Genomic DNA, 19,698 nt, shown 5'->3' on the forward strand with positions numbered 1-19,698 from the left:
TAAAGATAATTGGGCGAGCCTCGAATGTCAACGTTGCACGCAAAAACGGCAAGGCCCGCCTCTTGCGAGACGGGCCTTGCCGATCAAACTGTAGGGACTGTGCGCAGATTTACTGAGCAGCGTCTTTCAGTTTTTTCAGAGGACGAACCTTGACCTTGACCGAAGCGGGCTTGGCCGGGAACCAGCGCTCTTGGCCGGTGAACGGGTCTTTGCCGAAGCGCTTGGCCTTGGCAGGAACCTTTTGCACGGTGACTTTGAGCAGGCCAGGCAGAGAGAACTCGCCAACGCCTTTTTTGTTTACCGAACCCAGTGCAGCGTTTTCCAGGCCGGCCAGGACGGCCTTGACCGATTTGGCTTCCACGCCGGTCTGTGCGACCAGGTGAGCAACCAACTGCGACTTGTTCAGCGCTTCTTTGATGACGGGAGCCGCAACCGTTTTTACTGCAGCGGTCTTGGCGGCGGTTGCCTTTTTGGCAGGTGCTTTCTTAGCCGCAGCCTTGGTGGCAGGGGCTTTGGCAGCGGTCTTGCTGACTTTCTTGGCGGGAGCTTTTGCTTTGGTAGCCATGGTCGAAATCCGTATGTTGAGAACGCGAGTGAGCTCTGTACCGAAGATCGGCACGTGGCACCTCGCGCCCGATGATAGCGGAACTTCACGCGCTGTGTGCGTATTTCTTTGCGTTGACCCCTTAAAACATGTTGTTTTCGTGACAAAGACATAGCTGATTGCAGTCTCAGTTATCTGTAATTTATATCGTGATACGATATTTTTCGGGATCGGTGTGGCAGCCGGTCCTGTTTTCTTTTGTCGTTGCGCTCACTGTTCTTTAACCTGCTTTTCTCATATGGCTCCTCTTGCTTCTATGTCTTCTGCGCGTACGCCTGGTACGTCGCGATTAGGTGATTTCACGACGGACCGCCGGGTCCTCTTATTAATGTTGATGGCGGTGTTGGTCGGTCTGGCTGGCGTAGGCGCGGCGTGGTTGTTGCTGCGTTTGATTACGCTGTGTACCAACCTGGCCTATTTTGGCCGTCTGTCGCTGGAGGACCTGCCGATTGCGAGCCATGCCTTGGGATGGTGGGCCATCGCCGTACCGGTGGTGGGCTGCATCATCATTGGTTTCATGGCGCGTTACGGTTCAGAGAAAATTCGCGGCCACGGCATTCCAGAGGCCATGGAAGCAATCCTGATTGGCAAAAGCCGCATTCAGCCCAAGGTCGCAGTGCTCAAGCCCGTATCGTCGGCCATCTCTATCGGTACGGGTGGTCCCTTTGGCGCCGAAGGTCCCATCATCATGACGGGCGGCGCGATCGGTTCGTTGTTGGCGCAGATGGTGCATATGAGTTCCGGCGAGCGCAAGACGCTGCTGGTGGCGGGTGCTGCGGCGGGCATGACTGCGGTGTTTGGAACGCCTGTCGCCGCGATTTTGCTGGCCGTTGAGCTGCTGCTGTTTGAATGGAAGCCGCGCAGTTTCCTGCCTGTGGCGGTGGCTGCCATCGTGTCGGCAGCGGTACGGCCGTTACTGTTGCATGGCGCTCCGATTTTTCCGTATGCAGGCGTGGGCGAGCCGTCGCTGCATCATGTGGTGGCGTGGGCAGGCCTCGGTGTATTGGCCGGGTTGGGGTCTGGTGTGCTCACCTCATTGGTGTATCTGTTTGAAGACTGGTTCGAAAAACTGCCCGTTCATTGGATGTGGTGGCCCGCCCTGGGCGGTTTGGTCATCGGCATCGGCGGCATGATCGAGCCCTCTGCGTTAGGTGTCGGGTACGACAACATTACGGATTTGCTGGCGGGCAAACTGGCGATTCAGGCCGTATTGCTGTTGTTGATTGTGAAAGTGGTGATCTGGTCTGTTGCCCTGGGGTCGGGGACCTCGGGCGGCGTGTTGGCGCCTTTGCTGATTTTTGGTGGCGCGTTGGGGGCATTGATGACCCCCTTGCTGCCTGAGGCTAGCCCGGGATTCTGGGCCTTGCTGGGAATGGCGGCCATGATGGGAGGCACGATGCGTGCACCGTTGACGGCAACGTTATTCGCCGTGGAGTTGACGGGTAATTTCAGCGTGTTGCTGCCTGTGCTGACGGCCTGCGCATTTGCGTACGGCCTGACTGTATTGTTGTTAAAGCGTTCGATCCTGACCGAGAAAATCGCGCGACGCGGGCATCACATCACGCGTGAATATCACGTAGACCCCTTCGACCTCGTACGCGTGTCTGCGGTGATGACGACCTCGGTGCAGACGCTGCCGGCTTCGATGAGTGTGGCCGATGCCATTGCCCATTTCACAACGTCGCAGCGACGCCATACGGCCTATCCTGTGGTGGACGAGCAAGGCAAAGTGGTGGGGGAAATGACGCGCGCCGATAGTCTGGCGTGGACCATGGAGGACGAAGACCGCGCACGTCCGTTAGGCGACATGATGGCCGAGCGTGAACTTTTCCTGGGTTATCCTGACGAACTTGCCAGCCAGGTGGCTGATCGTATGGCGTTGACAGGCGTCGGCCGCGTGCCGATTGTCGAGCGTGCGACCGGACGCCTGGTGGGATTGGTGGGCCGCAAAGACCTGCTGCGTGTGCGGGCCGGCCGGCTGCGCGACGAGCGTGAGCGTACCGCCTATTTCCGTTGGCGTAGTGCGCGCCGGCGTCCGGTTGATTCCCAGTAGGAGTTCTCTTGTTCAAAAAAGTATGTGCCAGCTGGCTGCTCGTTGCAGCCTGCGTGGCAGGTGTGCCTGCGCAAGCCGCGGCCGTCGTGCCGCCGCCGGTGACGGCCAAAGCGTGGTTGTTGCTCGATGCCACGAGTGGTCAGGAAATCGCGTCATTCAATCCTGATACGCGAATCGAGCCGGCGTCGTTGACCAAAGTCATGACGGCTTATCTGGTGTTCCAGGCGTTGCGCGATGGACGGCTCTCGGCGCAACAGCAAGTGACCGTATCGACGCGGGCCTGGAAAGTCGCGCCGGGCAGCTCCAAGATGTTTCTCGAGCCAGGCAAGCGTGTGTCGATCGATGATCTGCTGTATGGCTTGTTGGTGCAGTCGGGCAACGATGCGGCGATTGCTTTGGCTGAGGCGACCTCCGGTTCGGTCGAGGCATTCGTGCAGCGGATGAACGAGCAGGCCGGGAAAATGGGCCTGCATGGGACGCGTTTTGCGAGTCCGCACGGCTTGCCCGATCCGAACACCTACTCGACGGCGCGCGATCTGTCGGTGTTGGCACAGCGTCTGGTCAGCGATTTTCCCGATCTGTATAGGACCTATGATTCGGTGCGGACGTTTACCTATAACAATATTTCGCAGTCGAATCGCAACCGCCTGCTGTGGTTGGATCCGAGTGTAGATGGCTTGAAAACCGGCCACACGGATTCGGCGGGATATTGTTTGATAGCCTCGGCGGAGCGCCCCGATGGCCAGATGCGCCGGCGTTTGATCAGCGTGGTGCTGGGCACAGGGTCTGACAAGCTGCGTACCCAGGACAGCCAGGTGTTGCTGAACTGGGGGTTCCAGAGCTTCAAGACCGTCAAGCTGTATGCTAAAGGGGAGGCTGTAGACACCCCGCAGGTCTGGAAAGGCGAGCAGGATGCCGTGCGTATCGGACTGGCGCGCGATGCTTACGTGACGGTTCCACGGGCCTCGGAGGTCAAGCCGGTCGTGACTCAGCAGCAACCCTTGGTCGCACCTATCGCCGCTCAGGCCGAGGTAGGGTCGTTGCAAGTATTGGTTGATGGTCGGCCTGCGGGACAGTGGCCGGTCGTGGCACTGGATGCGGTGCCGCAGGCCGGGATCATGGCGCGGACCTGGGATACGGTGCGGCTGTGGTGGCGGCAGACCATGGGGTAGACGCGAGCGGTGCGGTTCGATGGTAGGAACGGCCGGGCTTGAGCGGTGCGGTGCAATGACGGAAAGGTCGTGAGCCGCACGGCGCAATAACAGGAAAGGAGTGATCATGACCGTCGATATTCCTGGATTTTCGTCGCCGGCCGTTGGGCTGGATACGCCGTTGGAACTGCTTTCCGCGTGTCATGATCGGATGGGCCGCCAATGCGCCACGCTGCGGCGGTTGGCTGCGCATGTGGCGCAGCATGGTTCCGATGCTGTCGCGCAGACGGCGGCCGCCAGCGTGCTGAAGTACTTCGATACGGCCGCCGTGCTGCATCACCGTGACGAAGAAGCCGATCTCTTTCCTGCGCTGATCGATTCCATGGCGGGTTCGGACGCGAGATGTCTGCATGAAATGGTGGACGGTTTGACGCAGGAACACCGCCAATTGGAGGCCTTGTGGCGCCGCCTGCATAGTCCCTTGGAGGCAGTCAGTGCGGGGCATCCTGTCGAGCTCGACGAGACCAGTGTCGAGCAGTTTTGCGCGCAGTATGCCGCCCATATTCAGCGCGAGGAGGATGAATTGTTGCCCATGGCTGCGCGATTGCTGGACGATCTGGCGCTGTCAGAGATGAGTCAGGCGATGCGGGCGAGGCGCGGTGGCGGGACGAGCTAGGTGCGGATATGCCGTGTCCTGCAAGGGAATCGGGCCGGTCATGGCATGGTAGCGGGCACCTGCTCATGAAAATGTCTCTGTGATTGCCATTGTGCATTGCACGCATTAATGCATGGGATTACCCTATATGCCCGCTGGTTATAAGCGGTGCGTTGTCGCTGGTCTATCGCCTGCCCATTAATATGAACTCGTGGCGCTGAATCGAGCCTGGCCGACAATCCTCATCACAATAGGAAGATGCAGCGCGTGGTTAAGTTGGCAAATCGCATATTTGGTGCATGGATTCATGATGTCGGGCCTGCCTCGCTGCGGGCCGATGCGTTTGCCGGGCTGCTGGGGGCGTTGTTGGTGCTGCCGCAAGGGGTGGCATTTGCCACCTTGGCAGGCTTGCCTCCCGAGTATGGGTTGTATTCGGCCATCGTGCCCTGTGTGGTCGCGGCGTTGTTTGGTTCCAGCCGCCATGTGATGTCGGGGCCGACGAACGCCAACTCGCTGGCGTTGTATGCCGTGCTGGCGCCGTTGGCGATGGCCGGCAGTCATGACTATATCCAGATGGCGCTGGCGGTCACGATCCTGGTGGGGATTTTGCAATCATTGGTCGGCGTGCTCCGATTGGGCGCGTTGGCAAATTTCATTTCGCCGTCAGCCTTGTTCGGTTTTACCAGCGGCGCAGCCTTGTTGATCGCGGTACATGCATTGAAAGATGCGTTGGGCCTGGATGGTATTCACGCGCATGGCGCGGGGGCGGTACTGCTGGGCGTGGCGAGAGGGCTGAGCGAGTTGCATTGGGGGGCGCTGCTGGTGGCGCTGGTCACAATAGGGGTGTCGTTACTGGCGCGCCGTTGGGATCGTCGCAAGCCGCATATGCTGATCGGCCTCGCAGCGGGAACCGCGATAGCTGCCGCACTGAATGCCTGGGTGTTTTCTGAGCCCGGCAGCAGCATTCGAGTGTTGGGCAAGCTGTCTCAGCCTGTGCCGCCGTTTCATGTGCCCGAGGTCCCGTGGAGTTCGCTACCGGATCTGCTGGGTCTGGCCTTTGCATTATCCATTGTGGCGCTGGCGCAATCGATTTCGATTGCCAAGGTCGTGGCGTCGCGGTCGGGGCAAACGATCGACGCCAATCGTGAATTCATGGGGCAGGGGCTGTCGAATATCGTGGGCGGGTTTTTCTCGTCCTATTTGTCTTGCGGCTCGCTGAATCGCTCGATTCCCAATTTCGAATCAGGGGCGCGCACCCCCATGGCGGCGGTATTCGCCGCGGTGTTGTTGATGCTGCTGGTGACGGTGAGCTCGCCTTTGTTGGCGCAGATTCCGTATGCGGCGATTGCCGGGCTGCTGCTGCTGGTGGCATGGAATCTGTTGGAGTTGCCGCACTGGCGGCGTATCGCGGGTGTGCAGCGCAACGAGTTCTTGATTGCGCTGGCGACCATGGTGGCGACGGTGACGATCCGTATGGAGATCGCTATTTTGCTGGGGACGTTGCTGTCGCTCATGACATATTTGCATCGCACCTCGCATCCCGCCATGCGCACGATGGGATTCAGGGCGAGCGATCCTGATCGTCATTTCGCCGTGCTCGAAGGGAACTCGGATGAGTTGCCCGAATGTCCGCAGTTGAAATTACTGCGCATGGAGGGCTCGGTCTATTTTGGTGCCGTGGCTCATGTCGCGGATCGGCTGCAGGCGCTGCGCAGCCAATCCAATGCGCCGCGTCATCTGCTGGTGATGACGAAAAGCATGAATTTCATCGATCATGCGGGGGCGCTGGTGTGGGAATACGAGCTGCGCAAGCGGCGCGAAATGGGCGGCGATCTGTATTTTCATCGGCCCCGGCCCGAGGTGATGCAAATGTGGCGCCGCATGGGGTTCGTCGACTATCTGGGCGAAGACCATATCTTTCCAGACAAAGCCTCCGCGATTTCGCAGATTTTCCAGCGCTTGAATCCCGATATCTGCGCAGGCTGTACGGCGCGTATTTTCCGCGAGTGCAATCAACGGCCGTTTCGGCCCAATAACGAAGCCGGCGATGACGATTCGTGATCCGCAATGAAAAAAAGCCCCCACGCTGCGCCTTCGGCTTGCTGCCCCCCCGAGGGGGCGTTTTTGTTTTGGGGCGGCCCGGCAACAAAAAAGCCTCGCAATATTGCGAGGCCTTTTTGCTACGTCGAGAACCGGCTGGATTACTTCAGCTTGGTTTCTTTGTAGTCAACGTGCTTGCGAGCGACGGGATCAAATTTCTTGATCAGCATCTTTTCGGGCATGTTGCGCTTGTTTTTGGTGGTCGTGTAAAAGTGGCCCGTGCCGGCAGTCGACTCGAGCTTGATCTTTTCGCGGATACCTTTGGCCATGTCTTGCTCCTAGATTGTGATGGGGCCGGATCAGGCCAGTTCGCCGCGGGCGCGCAGGTCTGCCAGAACAGCGTCGATGCCGTTCTTGTCGATGATGCGGATGGCCTTGGCAGAAACACGCAGGCGAACCCAGCGGTTTTCGCTCTCGACCCAGAACCGGCGCGATTGCAGGTTGGGCAGGAAGCGACGCTTGGTCTTGTTGTTAGCGTGCGAAACGTTGTTGCCCGTCATCGGGCCTTTGCCAGTTACTTGGCATACGCGTGCCATGATTTTACCTCTAAGTATTCTGGCCGCGTATGGCGAAGCTGGGGAAGGAAAGACAGGTAGATAGGCTTTACGCCTGTGCTTATACCCGCTACCCGCCGCCCGCTGTACCTATACACGGGGTGCTGGTCGAAAGTGGTAGCTACAAAGCATAGTAGGCTACTCACGGGAAAACTTCATACGAAGCTCGCTATTCTAATACGAAAAGGCGAGAAAAATCAATAACTAGGCTGATGAGTGTTGGTCAAAGGGGAAAACATCCCATTTTCCCAGCGCGCAGGGCAGGGCGTTGCGCGCTGGTTTGCCCTATAGCGAGAGGGGTGGACCCCGTCGGGCGATGCGGCCAGACAGCCAGGACAGGGTAGCGCAACAGGCCAGGACAGTGGCCAGCGGCAACGGGCCGTCTGCCTGCCAAATACTCACGACGAAGCCGGCGAGCGCGCCGCACGACATTTGCAGCGTGCCGAGCAAAGCCGATGCGGCCCCCAGGCGCATGCCTTGTTCCGATAAGGCCAGCGCGGCCGAGTTGGGATTGACGAACCCCTGGCTGAACATATAGCCGACCAGGCACGCCATCAGCAGCGGTAATGTCATCCAGCCGGTCACGGCCAGAACCAGGGCCACGAGGCTCGCGACAGCCAAGGCATTTTGGGCGACGCGCTGCAATTGCACGGGGGAACGTTTGCGCAGCAGCCGGGCGCTGATCTGCGAACCGATGATAAGCCCGGCGGCATTGGCGCCGAACAGCAGTCCGTAGTGCTCGGGCGCGATGCCGTAGTACTCGATAAATACCCGAGGCGAACAAATGATGTAGGCAAACATGCCGGCGGAGCCCAGGCCGCCGGCCAAACTGTGTGCGATAAAGCGGCGGTGCCGGATCAGGGCCAGATAATTCTCAGCGATGACGCGGGCGCGTAACGGTTGTACGCGTGCCGGGGGCAGGGATTCCTTCATGATCAACGTGGTGGCAATGATCATGGCGAGCGAGACAGCCGCCATCAGCCAAAACAAGCTGCGCCAGCCGACGAAGAAAAGCAATTGCCCGCCGGCCAGTGGCGCCAGGATCGGTGCCAGGCCCATGATCAGCATCAGCATGGACATGGCGCGTGCCGCGTCCTGGGTTTCGTAGTGATCGCGAATCACCGCGCGAGGAATAACAATGCCGGCCGCGCTGCCCAAGGCTTGCAGTACCCGGCACAGCGTCAGCATCTCGATGTCGCTGGCCAGCGCGCAGCCCAGCGACGCGACGGTGTATATGCTCAGTCCCGCCAGCATGGGGAGTTTGCGGCCGTAGCGGTCGGCGAGGGGGCCGTAGACAATTTGGGCCAGGGCCAATCCGATCAGATAGGCTGCCAACGTGCGCTCGACGTCGCCGCGCGGGACCTGCAGCCCGGCGGAGATTGCCGGAAAAGCCGGCAAATACATATCAACGGAGAATGGCCCGATGGCGGTGAGTACGCCCATCAAGATGAGCCAGCCGGGCATGCGGCGAGGTAAAGACTGCGATGGCATGAATGCGTGGGGAGGGGCTGGGCTACTGATAATGCGCGTGCCGCACAGAAACACGGCGCATGGAGAGGGAAGTTGACGTCTCGCTGAATTAGATAGCAAGCTAACTATTCTAGCACGCTGCCGGGGCTGGCAAGGAGTGGGGATTTTCGGATAGAGTTGCTCAGTTCTTTCATGTAGGGGAGAAGCTGTGAATCCTATGCTGTCTGCTGTAGAACGCAAGTTGCACGCATTGCCAGTCACCGTACAGTTAGAGTTGCCCGACGGCACTGTCGTGGGACCTGCCGATCCAAAGGTTCGGTTCGTTGCTCGGGATAAATCGGCGTTGGCTCACTTGGCCGAAGGGGCGGTCGGGGTGTTGGGCCAGGACTACGTCGAGGGCCGCATTGATATCCAAGGCAATATGCGCGATGTCATGGCCGCGGCGGCGGCGCTGTTGCCGGGATCTCCGGTCGATGCAGCTCGGGGGGGCTGGTTGACCGATCTGGTGCGCAAGGTGATCTCGGTGTGGCGCCACTCTGTCGAGCGTGACGCCAAGCAGATTGAGTTTCACTATGACTTATCCGACGAGTTTTATGCGATGTGGCTGGATCCGCGCCGTGTTTATTCCTGCGCGTATTACCGTACGCCCGAGATGAATCTGGCGCAGGCTCAAGAGGCCAAGCTGGACCACATTTGCCGCAAGCTGCGTTTGCAGACGGGTGAGCGTTTTCTGGACGTGGGAGCAGGCTGGGGCGGATTGCTGCTGTGGGCTGCGGAGAACTACGGTGTGGATGCGACAGGGATCACGCTGTCGCGCAATCAGCATGCCTATGTCAATAAACTGATCCAGGAAAAGGGCCTGTCGGGCCGGGTACGGATGGAGTTGCTGGACTACCGCAAACTCGACGAGTCCCAGCCGTACGACAAATTGGCGTCGGTCGGCATGTTCGAACACGTGGGCCGTGCGCAACTGCCAGGGTATTTTGCCAAGCTGCGCCGCCTGGTCAAGCCGGGTGGGTTGATCATGAACCACGGCATTACCGCGGCCGGTTTATACAACGGCGAGCTGGGCAGCGGGATGGGCGAGTTCATTGAAAAATATATCTTTCCGGGCGGCGAGCTGACCCACATCAGCAGCGTGATGGAGGCGATGACCAACGGCGGCCTGGAAGGTGTGGATGTGGAGAATCTGCGTCCTCATTATGCGCGAACCTTGTGGGCATGGAGCGATGCCCTGGAGGCACGTTTGCCCGAGGCAATCCAGCTCTTGCAGGGCGAGCAGGGGGCGCGTTCGCTGCGAGCATACCGGTTGTATTTGGCCGGTTGCGCGATGGCGTTCGAGCATGGCTGGATCGCGTTGCACCAGGTGCTGGCCACGATGCCGGCGACGGGGCGGCCCGACGAGCTGGATAACCCGGCCGATCTGGCCTATCCATGGCGGCGATCCTATATGTATACCGAAGCGTGAGGTGGATGCCTGTCCGTTTGTCTCAGGAGTTGCTGATACGGACGGACAGGCAATACGAGCCGGCCAGGATGGCGGCCTCGATACCTGGTTGATGAAAATTCAGTGCGTGAAATTGTCCGAAAGGCAGCAATGAGCGGCTGATTGCTGGCTCAATAATAACTGTTAGAAACTCAAAGAAACTGAATGTGTCGTTTCTATATTGCAGTGCAGCACCGCGTGGATACGGGCTTTGGGCTTGATCGATGAGTAGTTTCCCTAGCCAATTTCAGGCTATTTGTATCTAAATGATTCTGATTGGGTGTTGGTCGCATGGTCAAAATCGGCTAAGATGCTGGCTTCTTCATTTAGTTGTATTCAAAATTCTGTCATCCCGACAGGGGCTTTTTTCATAGGGCTACTGTTTGGGTTTGCTGTCTGATGAGACTGCTGCCCCTTGCGGCACCACGTCTCGCTGCTAGTGTCGGTTTGTATTGGCGGTTCTGCCCGTCTTCCGCACAACCCCCTTAGCTCCACGGCATCACGCAACCTGGTTTGGTTGGCGGGGTGTCCTTGAACCTATGGAGGCAAAAGCCAATGCGTTTCAATCCTGTAAAAACCCTGTCTGCTGCAGCGGTGTTCCTTGCGTTTGCCGGTACTGCTCAAGCGGCTGACGCGCAATGCGAAATCGACCGTCCGGTCAAGTTTGGCGGCATGAACTGGGAGTCCAATCTGGTCCTGGTCGATGTCCAACGATTCATCATGGAAAAGGGCTTTGGTTGCAAGACCGAAACTCTGCCCACGGAAACGCTGCCGGCGTTGGCCGCGCTGGAGCGCGGTGATCTGGATATCAATACCGAGATCTGGCTAAACAGCGTCGCCGAGCCTTGGGAAAAGGCCGAGAAGACCGGCAAGGTCAAGCGCATCGGTGATGTGTATATGGGCGGCGAAGCCTGGTTTATCCCGCGCTATACGGCTGAACGTCTGCCCGAGCTGAAGTCGGCGGCGGATCTGCCCAAGTTCAAGGATGAGTTCAAAGATCCGGAAGAGCCCTCCAAAGGCCGCTTCTACGGCTGCCCGGCAGGGTGGGGTTGCGAGGTTGTCAGCACGAATCTGTTCCATGCGCTGAAGCTCGATGACTCGTTCACGCTGTATTCGCCGGGGACAGGCGCCGCACAGAAGGCCGCGCTGACTTCTGCCTATAAGCGTAAGCAGAATGTGGTGTTTTATTACTGGTATCCCACGCCGCTGGTGGGGGCGCTGGATCTGGTGAAGCTGGAATTGCCGCCGTATGACGCAGAAAAGCATAAGTGCCTGACGTCGCCGCAGTGCAAGGATCCTCAGCCTAGCGCTTATCCGGAGAACCCCGTCTTTACGGCTGTGAATTCTGGTTTTGCGGAGAAAGCACCGAAGTTGACCGAGTTCTTGTCCAAGGTTTCCGTGCCGCTGCCTGAGATGGATGCGACGTTGGCCCATATGGAAGAGTCGGGAGACGAGTCGTCTGATGTCGCCCAATGGTTCCTGAAGAATAAGTCTGATGTGTGGAGCAAGTGGGTGCCTGCTGAGGTCGCGACGCGGGTCAAGGCGGCGTTGTAAGCGTCGCTTGTTGGGGCGCTAGCCTCTCGCCTTGCTGAGGCGAGGGGGCCGTGTTTCTTTCGTGAGCGTGGCTCCGCTGTTTAGCGTTGTTTTCGTGCGGTGGGGCTCTTGTTCAGTGCGGCGGGTTTCTCTGCTTGGGCGTCCCTGCTGGGTGCCGGGCGATATGTGCGTGCGGCGCGTGCCACGTCGGACGTGAGCGTGAAGCATGTTGTGTGAATGTTCGTACGGCATGTTCATGTGACCTAGGCCGAAGGCGATTGTGGCCGTTGGCTTGGTACGGGAGGCACGTTGCGTGATTAGGGTCATGCAGCTGATTGCTCTGTCTATTTATCGGCTGCATCGCTCTACGGCATGCCCGTAAGGAGGGTTTATGTTTCCAGAAATTATTCCGCCACGCGCTGTGCGTGGCGCTATTGATTCGTTCGTCGATCACTTGGTGACGCAGTATGCGGACACGTTGGAGTCGATGTCGCAGCCGTTCCTGAGCGCGTTGGTGTGGCTGGAGCAGGTCTTGCGCAGCACGCCATGGTGGCTGGTGGTGTTGGTCACGATCGCGATTGCTTGGGGCGTCAGCCGCCGTATTGGTCTGAGCATTGCCATGGGCGCGCTGCTGTGCGTGATCGGGTTGCTGGGGCTGTGGGATGCCGGGATGCAGACGCTGGCGCTGATGATCATGGCGGCCGGGCTGTCGGTGATTATCGGTATTCCGGTGGGCGTGCTGATGGCGCGGATTAATTGGTTGCGGTCCATCATGCTGCCGCTGTTGGACATCATGCAGACGATGCCGAGTTTTGTCTATCTGATTCCGGTGGTGATGCTGTTTGGCCTGGGCAAGATTCCCGCGATTATTGCTACAGTGATTTATGCAGTGCCGCCGCTGATTCGTTTGACTGACTTGGGTATCCGTCTGGTTGACCGCGAGGTGCTCGAGGCGTCGCGTGCGTTTGGCGCGAATGCGCGCCAACAGTTGTTCGGTGTGCAACTGCCACTGGCGCTGCCAAATATCATGGCTGGTATCAACCAGACCACGATGATGGCGCTGTCGATGGTGGTGATTGCGTCGATGATCGGCGCGCGCGGCCTGGGTTATGAAGTGCTGTTGGGTATCAATCGTCTGGAGGTCGGCCGTGGCCTGCTGGCAGGCCTGGGGATTGTGGTGCTGGCGGTGTTGTTTGACCGCATTACGCAATCTTATGGACACCGTGTACGTAAAGGAGGCCACCGATGAGCAAGATTGAAGTCAAAAACATTTATAAGGTCTTTGGCCCGCATCCGGAAAAATGGTTGTCTGCCGCACAGAGCGGCATGAGCAAGGAAGATCTGCTGGCCAAGAGTGGTCATACGCTGGGGTTGCGTGACATCAGCCTGTCGATCGAAGAAGGCAGTATCTACGTCATCATGGGTCTGTCGGGCTCGGGTAAATCGACGTTGATCCGCCATTTCAATCGTTTGATCGAGCCTAGCGCCGGCCATATTCTGGTCGATGGCGTGGACGTGGTCAGCCTGGGCAAGCGTGAGCTGGAGACGTTTCGCCAAAAGAAAATGAGCATGGTGTTCCAGCGCTTTGGTCTGTTTCCCCATCGTACGGTGCTGGATAACGCGGCGTACGGCCTGACTGTGCAAGGTGTGTCCAAGGCAGAGCGCGAAGAGCGTGCGCGGCATTGGCTGGATCAGGTGGGCCTGAATGGGTTTGAGGCGCAGTATCCGCATCAGTTGTCAGGCGGAATGCAGCAGCGTGTGGGCTTGGCTCGCGCCTTGGCGACCGATGCCGAGATTCTGTTGATGGATGAGGCGTTTTCGGCGCTGGATCCGCTGATCCGCCGTGAAATGCAGGATCATCTGTTGCAGTTGCAGGCCAAGCTGAACAAGACCATCGTGTTCATTACGCACGATCTGGACGAGGCGCTGCGTCTGGGTAACCGCATTGCGATTCTGAAGGACGGCGAGCTGGTGCAGGAAGGCACGCCGGAAGACATCTTGCTGAATCCGGCGAATGACTATGTGCAAGCGTTCCTGCAGGACGTCAACCGTACGAAGGTCCTCAATGCTGCGCATGCGGTGAATCCGCCGCGACTGACGTTGACCATGCGTTCCCGTCCGGCGCATGCCTTGGACCGTATGCATGCGTTGAGTTTCGAGTATGCGCCCGTGCTTGACGGTAAGCGGTTGGCAGGCGTGCTCACGAGCGAGGCTGCGCAGCGTGCCGTCGAAGCGGGTGTGCGCGATGTGTCAGCGTATGTCGAGGATCTGGCCTCGGTGCCTGCCACGGCTGGTTTGGATGAGGTGTTGGCTCGTCTGGTGCACAGTGATCAACCGGTCGCCGTGACGGGCGAGGATGACGAGTTCATCGGTATGTTGTCCCGCAAGAAGGTCGTGGATCTGGTCACGCCAGCATTGCAGGAGGCTGCCTCTGAGGCGACTGCATCGTCAACGGCTGACGACGAACCGAATCAGAATGCGGTCAAGACGACCGAGTCGGTTTAGCGCGGTGTGAGCCTTTGGGTGTTCCGGAATGATTCCTGAGCACCTTGCGAGTTTGGCATTAGGGGGCGGCTTGGATCGCCCCCTAATGCATCTGGTCATGTCGAGGCAACGCATCGAGGCCCATCGCTCAATGCCTGGACCTCTGCGTTTCAACATTCGACATTCACTGCGCGGATAGCTGCACGCTGAGTCGGAGTCAAAAATACTCAGTCGAGCCGTACGTTGGCGGCTTTGACGACTTCGTGCCAACGCTGGATCTCGTCGCGGATGTATTGTTTGTATTCCTGTGGTGAGGCACCCAGTGGTTGCGCGCCTTGAGCGGCTAGCTGTTTCAGGACGTCGGGCGATTGCAGGGCTTTGCGGATCTGTGCGTTGAGGCTGTTGATGATCGCTGGCGGCGTGCCTGCCGGGACGACGACGCCTTGCCATGCACCCATTTCAAAGTCGGGAACGACCGTTTCGGCCAAAGTGGGGGTATCGGGTAATTGAGGACTGCGCGTTTTGCTGCTGACGGCCAGGGCGCGTAGTTTTCCTTCGCGGATAAAACCCAATGAGTCATTCAGAGTGTTGGTCATGAACTGCACTTGGCCGCCTACCAAGTCTGTCATGGCGGGCGCACTGCCGCGATAAGGGATATGGGCGGCGTCTATGTCTACCGAGCGCAAGAATAGCAGCGCGCCCAGATGGGTGACATTGCCCGCGCCTGCTGAGGCATAAGACAGTTTGCCTGGATGGGATTTGGCATAGTCGACGAATTCCTTGACGTTGTGGACAGGCACTGAGGGATGCGTCAGCAACACGAGAGGGATCACTGCTGTCGACGAGACTGCATCGAAATCTTTGACGGGATCGAACGACAGGTTGCGGTATAGATTGGGGCTTAACGCAATGGACGAGGTGTTGTACAGCACGGTGTAGCCATCAGGTTTCGCTGCTGCCGCGTACTGCATGCCTATGTTGCCGTTGGCGCCGCCTTTGTTTTCGACGACGAAGGTCTGGCCCGTTTGATCGGATAGCTGCTTGGCCAATACCCGGGCGACCAGGTCTGTAGGGCCGCCTGGTGGAAACGGCACCACCATGGTGACTGGGCGTTCGGGCCAGGCGGCCAGTGCCGACGAGGCAAGGCCGATGCCCGCCAGAGTCATTATCGCAGTGAGTAGGCGGTGAATGCGTTTCATGCGTTTGTCTCCTTGTGTTGTTGTGGCTTTTGTTTGGCAGCGCGAACGGTGGTGTGTTGTTGTTCCTTTTGCGGCAAGACGTTGTTGTACGCGCCGCCTTGCGTTTAACGGTCACTGTTGTCCCGACGCACCTGGATGCGCCGGGGCGGTTCAATCAGGCTTGCCGGCGAGCAGTCGCGTCGCGGTGTAAGTCATCACGGGCTGCCCGTGTTGATTGCGGACTTCGATCGATGAGTTCACTACGGCGCGATTGTTTTTGGAGGTGGGGCGTATGCCCGTGACTTCCACTTCTGCCCAGACGGTGTCGCCAGCGACGACCGGGGCCAGCATTTTCTTGTGTACCTCCAGGAGCGCGAGACCCGTACCCTGGACCATGCCTTGCATCAGCAGACCCTCGATCAGGCCGTAGGTCAATGCGCCCGGGGCGGGGCGGCCGCGGATGGCGCCGTGTTCGTACGTGGCATCGATAAAGATGGTCTCCAGCATGCCGGTCACGCTGACGAAATTGACGATATCCGTTTCGGTGATGGTGCGGCGGAATGTGTGAAAGCGTTGGCCGACTTGCAGGTCTTGCCAGTAGTAGCCGCGTCCTAGCAGGGCAGGGGGTTGGGGAGTTGTCATTGCTCGACCTCGGGTGGAATGGAAAGGGAAATGGAATGGCTGCTGTCGCGAGCACTGCCGCTCGCCAGCAACTGCTCGATACGTTCGGTTGACAGTCCTGCCTGTTGCAGCACCTGACGGGTGTGTTCGCCCAGTCGAGGCGGCATGGCCGGTGGTACATGAGAGCGCTGTAGGCGGACAGGGTTGCGTGTAAAGCGATAGTGATGACCGGCAGCGCTGGTCAGTGGCACAAAGAAATCTACGCTGCGCAGATGCGGGTCTTGCTCCAGGTCTTCCAGGCGATTGACGGGCGCAGCCGGGATTTCCAGGCGCTGGCACAAGGCGAGCCAGTGGGCTGTGGGGTGGTCTGCGACGATGCGGCCCACCAGCGCATAGAGGTCCTCGATATGCTGAGTGCGTGCTGCGATGTCCGTAAAGCGTGGGTCATCGGCCAGCGCGCCATGGCCGGTTTCGTTAAAGAAGCGGCGCCAATGGGCGTCGGTGTAGGGCATCATGCACAAATAGCCATCGGTGGTCTGATAGGGACGGCGCCACGGAGCCAAGACGCGCGGATAGCCGGCGGCGCCCGGGCTGTCTTGCAGGTGGCGGCCGTAGAAGTGCTCCACCAGCAGATACGACGCCATGGATTCGAACATCGGGACTTCGAGTTGCTGTCCCAGGCCTGTGCGTTCGCGTTGAAACAGGGCTGCCAGAATGGCGTGGGCCGCCACCAGACCGCAGGTTTTGTCGGCGGCTATGGTGGGCAGATAGCGCGGTTCGCCGCTTTGCCGTTGTGTGATGTCAGCGATGCCCGTCAGGCCCTGCACGATGTCGTCATAGGCGGGTTGATCGGCATAGGCGCCGCCTGCGCCAAAGCCATACAGGCCAGCATAGATCAGCCGTGGGTTACGGGCGCACAGCGTTTGCGGGTCCAGGCCCAGCCGCGCCATTTTCGCTGGGCGCATGCTGTGCATGAGAACATCGGCACTGTCGACCAGGGTCAGCAGGGCCTCGCGCGCCTCGGCTTGTTTCAGATCCAGTACGACACTGCGCTTGTTGCGGTTGATGCCCAGGAAAATGGCGGCGAGGTCGTCTTCCTGTTTAGGCCCGGTGCGGCGGGTCGAGTCGCCCTCGGGCGGTTCGATCTTGACGACATCCGCGCCGTAGTCGGCCAGGATCTGCGAGGCATAAGGACCGAATACCACGGCAGTCAGGTCCAGGATGCGTATGCCGGCCAGGGCGCTGCGCTCAGTGGGGTTCTTTGTCGTCATGAATTGCTGCTCTGCGATAGGGACATCTGATGCATGCCATCCTAATCACCGCGCAGATAACCGTCTAATATGGCGTTGGTATGACGCGATATGGAATTTGTTATGGCTGTGGACCTGAGGCAGTTACGCCAGTTCGTCACGATCGCCGAGCTCGGCAGCTATCGGCGTGCCGCCGAGGCGCTGCATATTGCCCAGCCTGCGCTATCGGTATCGATACAAAAGCTGGAGCACAGCGTAGGCGTGTTGTTGTTGGAGCGTGGCGCAAAAGGGGTGTCATTGACCCCTGCCGGGCAGGCGTTGATGGCCGATGCCCAACGTGCCTTGTTTCATGCCGACCAGGCACGGCAGTCCGCACGGCGTGTGGCGTTGGGCGAGCTCGGGCGATTGCGTCTGGGTTTTGTCGGCTCGGCCACGTACATGCTATTGCCGCGTTGTTTGCCTGAGTTCCGGCGCCGTTATCCTGACGTCGCGTTGGAGTTGCGCGAAGACAGCACGAAGCGCTTGGCGGAAATGTTGCGTGCCAATGAGATCGATGCGGGTCTGGTGCGTGGCCCATTGGCCGAAGATGCGTCGTTATCGACGTGGGTAGTCGAGCGCGATAGCTTGATTCTGGCGTTGCCCGCTATGCATCCGTTGGCCCATGATGGGCCTGTCACGCTGCAAGCATTGCGGGCAGAGCCGTTTGTGATGTACGCGCCCGACAAGGTCCCGGGCCTGCATGGCGTTGCTCAAGCACTGTGCCACAAAGCCGGTTTTTCGCCGCTGATCAGCCAGGAGGCGATTCAGGTGCAGACGCTCGTCAGTCTGGTGGCCAGCGGTTTGGGAGTAGCCCTGGTGCCTGGCGTGACACGCGCTTATTCCACACCGCATGTGAAATTCGTGGATTTGCTGGACGCCGATGCACATGACGCGCTGGCATTGTCGTTGGTGGCGCACCGAGATACCTCGTGTGCGCCGGTATTGCGGCTGCGCGACTCCATGCTGTCGGCGCAATGATGTGCCATTGCAAACGATGGAGAGGCAGCGAGGCGGGATCAGCGTCCCGCAGCCAGGGCGCTGATCCCGCCCGCGACGCCCATGTCGGTCTTGGGCACATCGTTGACGATGACGCGCACGTCTTGTTCTGAAATATCGAGGCTGTGGTGGACGGCGCGGCTGACGGCAGCGATGAGTGCGGCTTTTTTCTCGGGAGTGCGGCCCTCGATGAGGCGTGCGATGACCAGCGCCATGGGCTTGCCGATTTCTCCTGCGACGATGACATGCTCGGCGGCGACTTCTTCCAGCACGATACGGATGGAGGGCAGGGGCGCAGCGATGCTGTCGACGACGGCTTGCGAGCAGTTCTGCAACAGTTGCGCTTTTTGAGCGGTGCTATGGCCTTGCATGATTTGCATATTCAGGACGGGCATGGCGATTCCTGGCGGGTCACGCGAGCCTTCGGCTCGCTGGGGTTGAGATGAGTCGCATCATAGCAATCTTGGCAGGCGAGGATACGATCACTCGATCACGGCAAAGAGATGCTGGCGCACATAGTCCAGCGTTGTCATAGGGCTAGACAGCGCGTCAGCGCCTATGCGGGCGTTCCAATACGCCTCGCCACCCGCTGCCCGGCGCCATTCGCGCAATCGGCGCGTGCCATACTGCAATTCGTACTCGGCGGTTACGCCGATTGCGCCATGCACGGCATGCGCTATGTCTGCAGCTCGAGTCACGGCGGCGCTGGCTCGCGCTTTGCCTAGTGCAGCCAACAAGGGAGCAGGGCGCCAGTCAGGGCTCTGATACGCTAGCTGCGCCGCCGTCCGTACTGCCCAGACCTGCTCGGCCAAGACGCTGATTTGTTGCTGCACTGCTTGAAAACGCCCGATAGGTTTACCAAACTGCGTACGTTGGTTGGCATAGTCTATGGTCAGCGCCAGGATCCGTTCCAGCGCGCCAGCGATAAGACCGGCGTAGGTCACAGCCGCCAAATCGGCCAAGCTGACGTCGGCGACGTTCAGCAAGGGGCTGTCAGACAGTACGGCGGATGGCCAATGTAAATCCGCATCGAGGCTGCCGTGGCCTCCAGAGGGGGTGACGTCGGCCTGTGCGATGGGCAGCAGGCGGACCCCTTCCGTCGTCGCCGCTAAAACCCATTGTGCAACTCGTGCGGCGCTGACGGCATGGGCCTGGATGCCGGATGCCGTAGCGTGTACTTGAAAGGGAGCCAAGGCAATGGGGCCTGACGGTGGTTGCTGGCCGGCGTGATGCAGCCAGACGCGTGCCAGTAGCGTTTGAATCACTGGCGCACCCACGGCGTGCCACCCTGCCGATTGGGCCAATGGCACGATGTCGGCCAGGCGCAGGCCGGCCCCGTTGGCGTCCTCGGGTAATAGCGCATCCAGAAAACCGGAGTCTTCCACTGCTTGCCAGGCTGCATCGGCGGATGCGCCGTGCTCGATGGCATACAGAACCTCTGTGGAATAGGCTTGTGCAAACAAGCGCTGGGCGGCGTCGCCGAATAAGGTATCCATCGTCAGTCGCTTCGAAATGCCTCGGCAT

General features: G+C 59.4%; 18 protein-coding genes. 9 read left to right on the forward strand and 9 right to left on the reverse strand.

The window, feature by feature from the left end:
* Positions 1–109: 109 nt before the first annotated feature.
* Positions 110–565 (reverse strand): HU family DNA-binding protein, encoded by a 456-nt coding sequence (locus ACNA0J_RS19820; RefSeq protein ID WP_415808489.1) that lies wholly within the window; start codon positions 563–565, stop codon positions 110–112.
* A gap of 295 nt (positions 566–860) precedes the next feature.
* Between ACNA0J_RS19820 and ACNA0J_RS19825 the strand changes: the two genes are divergently transcribed.
* From ACNA0J_RS19825 to ACNA0J_RS19840, 4 genes are all read left to right on the forward strand, one after another.
* Complete coding sequence (locus tag ACNA0J_RS19825) at positions 861–2,657, forward strand: chloride channel protein (RefSeq protein WP_415820584.1); 1,797 nt, start codon at positions 861–863, stop codon at positions 2,655–2,657.
* Positions 2,658–2,665: 8 nt separating this feature from the next.
* The gene (locus tag ACNA0J_RS19830) at positions 2,666–3,829 is read left to right on the forward strand and encodes a D-alanyl-D-alanine carboxypeptidase family protein (RefSeq protein ID WP_415820585.1); all 1,164 of its coding nucleotides are present in this window, start codon (positions 2,666–2,668) and stop codon (positions 3,827–3,829) included.
* A 106-nt stretch (positions 3,830–3,935) separates the two neighbouring features.
* Entirely contained in the window at positions 3,936–4,484 is a 549-nt protein-coding gene (locus ACNA0J_RS19835) for a hemerythrin domain-containing protein (protein WP_415820586.1), read from the forward strand.
* 237 nt (positions 4,485–4,721) lie between these two features.
* Positions 4,722–6,524, forward strand: coding sequence for a SulP family inorganic anion transporter (locus ACNA0J_RS19840; protein WP_415820587.1), 1,803 nt, complete (start codon positions 4,722–4,724; stop codon positions 6,522–6,524).
* Between the two features lie 140 nt (positions 6,525–6,664).
* Here the strand turns inward: ACNA0J_RS19840 and rpmG are convergent, their stop codons facing one another.
* The 3 genes from rpmG to ACNA0J_RS19855 form a co-directional block, all read right to left on the reverse strand.
* Positions 6,665–6,832, reverse strand: coding sequence for a 50S ribosomal protein L33 (rpmG, locus tag ACNA0J_RS19845; protein WP_003810296.1), 168 nt, complete (start codon positions 6,830–6,832; stop codon positions 6,665–6,667).
* A gap of 30 nt (positions 6,833–6,862) precedes the next feature.
* Positions 6,863–7,099 (reverse strand): 50S ribosomal protein L28, encoded by a 237-nt coding sequence (rpmB, locus tag ACNA0J_RS19850; protein ID WP_012250213.1) that lies wholly within the window; start codon positions 7,097–7,099, stop codon positions 6,863–6,865.
* Positions 7,100–7,402: 303 nt separating this feature from the next.
* Complete coding sequence (locus ACNA0J_RS19855; RefSeq protein ID WP_415820588.1) at positions 7,403–8,581, reverse strand: Bcr/CflA family multidrug efflux MFS transporter; 1,179 nt, start codon at positions 8,579–8,581, stop codon at positions 7,403–7,405.
* Between the two features lie 214 nt (positions 8,582–8,795).
* Here ACNA0J_RS19855 and ACNA0J_RS19860 point away from each other — a divergent pair, with 214 nt between their 5' ends.
* The 4 genes from ACNA0J_RS19860 (at position 8,796) to ACNA0J_RS19875 (ending at position 14,111) form a co-directional block, all read left to right on the forward strand.
* On the forward strand, positions 8,796–10,055 hold the full coding sequence (locus tag ACNA0J_RS19860; RefSeq protein WP_415820589.1) for a class I SAM-dependent methyltransferase: 1,260 nt from the start codon (positions 8,796–8,798) through the stop codon (positions 10,053–10,055).
* Between the two features lie 573 nt (positions 10,056–10,628).
* Entirely contained in the window at positions 10,629–11,627 is a 999-nt protein-coding gene (locus ACNA0J_RS19865) for an ABC transporter substrate-binding protein (protein WP_415820590.1), read from the forward strand.
* Positions 11,628–11,997: 370 nt separating this feature from the next.
* Complete coding sequence (locus tag ACNA0J_RS19870) at positions 11,998–12,855, forward strand: ABC transporter permease (protein WP_415820591.1); 858 nt, start codon at positions 11,998–12,000, stop codon at positions 12,853–12,855.
* Positions 12,852–14,111, forward strand: a complete 1,260-nt coding sequence (locus tag ACNA0J_RS19875) for a quaternary amine ABC transporter ATP-binding protein (RefSeq protein WP_415820592.1) — start codon at positions 12,852–12,854, stop codon at positions 14,109–14,111. Before ACNA0J_RS19870 ends, ACNA0J_RS19875 begins: the two co-directional genes overlap by 4 nt.
* Before the next feature lie 206 nt (positions 14,112–14,317).
* On the opposite strand, the gene ACNA0J_RS19880 is transcribed toward ACNA0J_RS19875, so the two are convergent.
* The 3 genes from ACNA0J_RS19880 to ACNA0J_RS19890 form a co-directional block, all read right to left on the reverse strand.
* The gene (locus ACNA0J_RS19880; protein WP_415820593.1) at positions 14,318–15,289 is read right to left on the reverse strand and encodes a Bug family tripartite tricarboxylate transporter substrate binding protein; all 972 of its coding nucleotides are present in this window, start codon (positions 15,287–15,289) and stop codon (positions 14,318–14,320) included.
* Between the two features lie 150 nt (positions 15,290–15,439).
* On the reverse strand, positions 15,440–15,910 hold the full coding sequence (locus tag ACNA0J_RS19885; protein ID WP_415820594.1) for a MaoC family dehydratase: 471 nt from the start codon (positions 15,908–15,910) through the stop codon (positions 15,440–15,442).
* Complete coding sequence (locus tag ACNA0J_RS19890) at positions 15,907–17,160, reverse strand: CaiB/BaiF CoA transferase family protein (protein ID WP_415820595.1); 1,254 nt, start codon at positions 17,158–17,160, stop codon at positions 15,907–15,909. The genes ACNA0J_RS19885 and ACNA0J_RS19890 overlap by 4 nt, the downstream gene beginning before the upstream one ends.
* Positions 17,161–17,262: 102 nt before the next feature.
* On the opposite strand from ACNA0J_RS19890, the gene ACNA0J_RS19895 reads away from it, so the two are divergent.
* On the forward strand, positions 17,263–18,156 hold the full coding sequence (locus ACNA0J_RS19895; RefSeq protein WP_415820596.1) for a LysR family transcriptional regulator: 894 nt from the start codon (positions 17,263–17,265) through the stop codon (positions 18,154–18,156).
* 38 nt (positions 18,157–18,194) lie between these two features.
* Here ACNA0J_RS19895 and ACNA0J_RS19900 read toward each other — a convergent pair whose 3' ends face one another.
* Together ACNA0J_RS19900 and ACNA0J_RS19905 are read right to left on the reverse strand one after the other, a co-directional pair.
* Entirely contained in the window at positions 18,195–18,569 is a 375-nt protein-coding gene (locus ACNA0J_RS19900) for a tautomerase family protein (RefSeq protein ID WP_415820597.1), read from the reverse strand.
* 87 nt (positions 18,570–18,656) lie between these two features.
* Positions 18,657–19,670, reverse strand: coding sequence for an acyl-CoA dehydrogenase family protein (locus ACNA0J_RS19905; RefSeq protein ID WP_415820598.1), 1,014 nt, complete (start codon positions 19,668–19,670; stop codon positions 18,657–18,659).
* Positions 19,671–19,698 lie beyond the last annotated feature (28 nt).

Source organism: Bordetella tumbae (assembly GCF_965139195.1).
GTDB lineage: Bacteria > Pseudomonadota > Gammaproteobacteria > Burkholderiales > Burkholderiaceae_B > Bordetella_A > Bordetella_A tumbae.

What these genes read in the sequence shown, in the direction of transcription:
- ACNA0J_RS19895 (WP_415820596.1), top strand. Translation starts at nt 17,263, where the DNA reads ATGGCTGTGGACCTGAGGCAGTTACGCCAGTTCGTCACGATCGCCGAG.
- ACNA0J_RS19875 (WP_415820592.1), top strand. Translation starts at nt 12,852, where the DNA reads ATGAGCAAGATTGAAGTCAAAAACATTTATAAGGTCTTTGGCCCGCAT.
- ACNA0J_RS19835 (WP_415820586.1), top strand. Translation starts at nt 3,936, where the DNA reads ATGACCGTCGATATTCCTGGATTTTCGTCGCCGGCCGTTGGGCTGGAT.
- ACNA0J_RS19840 (WP_415820587.1), top strand. Translation starts at nt 4,722, where the DNA reads ATGCAGCGCGTGGTTAAGTTGGCAAATCGCATATTTGGTGCATGGATT.
- ACNA0J_RS19890 (WP_415820595.1), bottom strand. Translation starts at nt 17,160, where the DNA reads ATGACGACAAAGAACCCCACTGAGCGCAGCGCCCTGGCCGGCATACGC.
- ACNA0J_RS19905 (WP_415820598.1), bottom strand. Translation starts at nt 19,670, where the DNA reads ATGGATACCTTATTCGGCGACGCCGCCCAGCGCTTGTTTGCACAAGCC.
- ACNA0J_RS19870 (WP_415820591.1), top strand. Translation starts at nt 11,998, where the DNA reads ATGTTTCCAGAAATTATTCCGCCACGCGCTGTGCGTGGCGCTATTGAT.
- ACNA0J_RS19820 (WP_415808489.1), bottom strand. Translation starts at nt 565, where the DNA reads ATGGCTACCAAAGCAAAAGCTCCCGCCAAGAAAGTCAGCAAGACCGCT.
- ACNA0J_RS19865 (WP_415820590.1), top strand. Translation starts at nt 10,629, where the DNA reads ATGCGTTTCAATCCTGTAAAAACCCTGTCTGCTGCAGCGGTGTTCCTT.
- ACNA0J_RS19880 (WP_415820593.1), bottom strand. Translation starts at nt 15,289, where the DNA reads ATGAAACGCATTCACCGCCTACTCACTGCGATAATGACTCTGGCGGGC.
- ACNA0J_RS19855 (WP_415820588.1), bottom strand. Translation starts at nt 8,581, where the DNA reads ATGCCCGGCTGGCTCATCTTGATGGGCGTACTCACCGCCATCGGGCCA.
- ACNA0J_RS19900 (WP_415820597.1), bottom strand. Translation starts at nt 18,569, where the DNA reads ATGCCCGTCCTGAATATGCAAATCATGCAAGGCCATAGCACCGCTCAA.
- rpmG (WP_003810296.1), bottom strand. Translation starts at nt 6,832, where the DNA reads ATGGCCAAAGGTATCCGCGAAAAGATCAAGCTCGAGTCGACTGCCGGC.
- rpmB (WP_012250213.1), bottom strand. Translation starts at nt 7,099, where the DNA reads ATGGCACGCGTATGCCAAGTAACTGGCAAAGGCCCGATGACGGGCAAC.
- ACNA0J_RS19825 (WP_415820584.1), top strand. Translation starts at nt 861, where the DNA reads ATGTCTTCTGCGCGTACGCCTGGTACGTCGCGATTAGGTGATTTCACG.
- ACNA0J_RS19885 (WP_415820594.1), bottom strand. Translation starts at nt 15,910, where the DNA reads ATGACAACTCCCCAACCCCCTGCCCTGCTAGGACGCGGCTACTACTGG.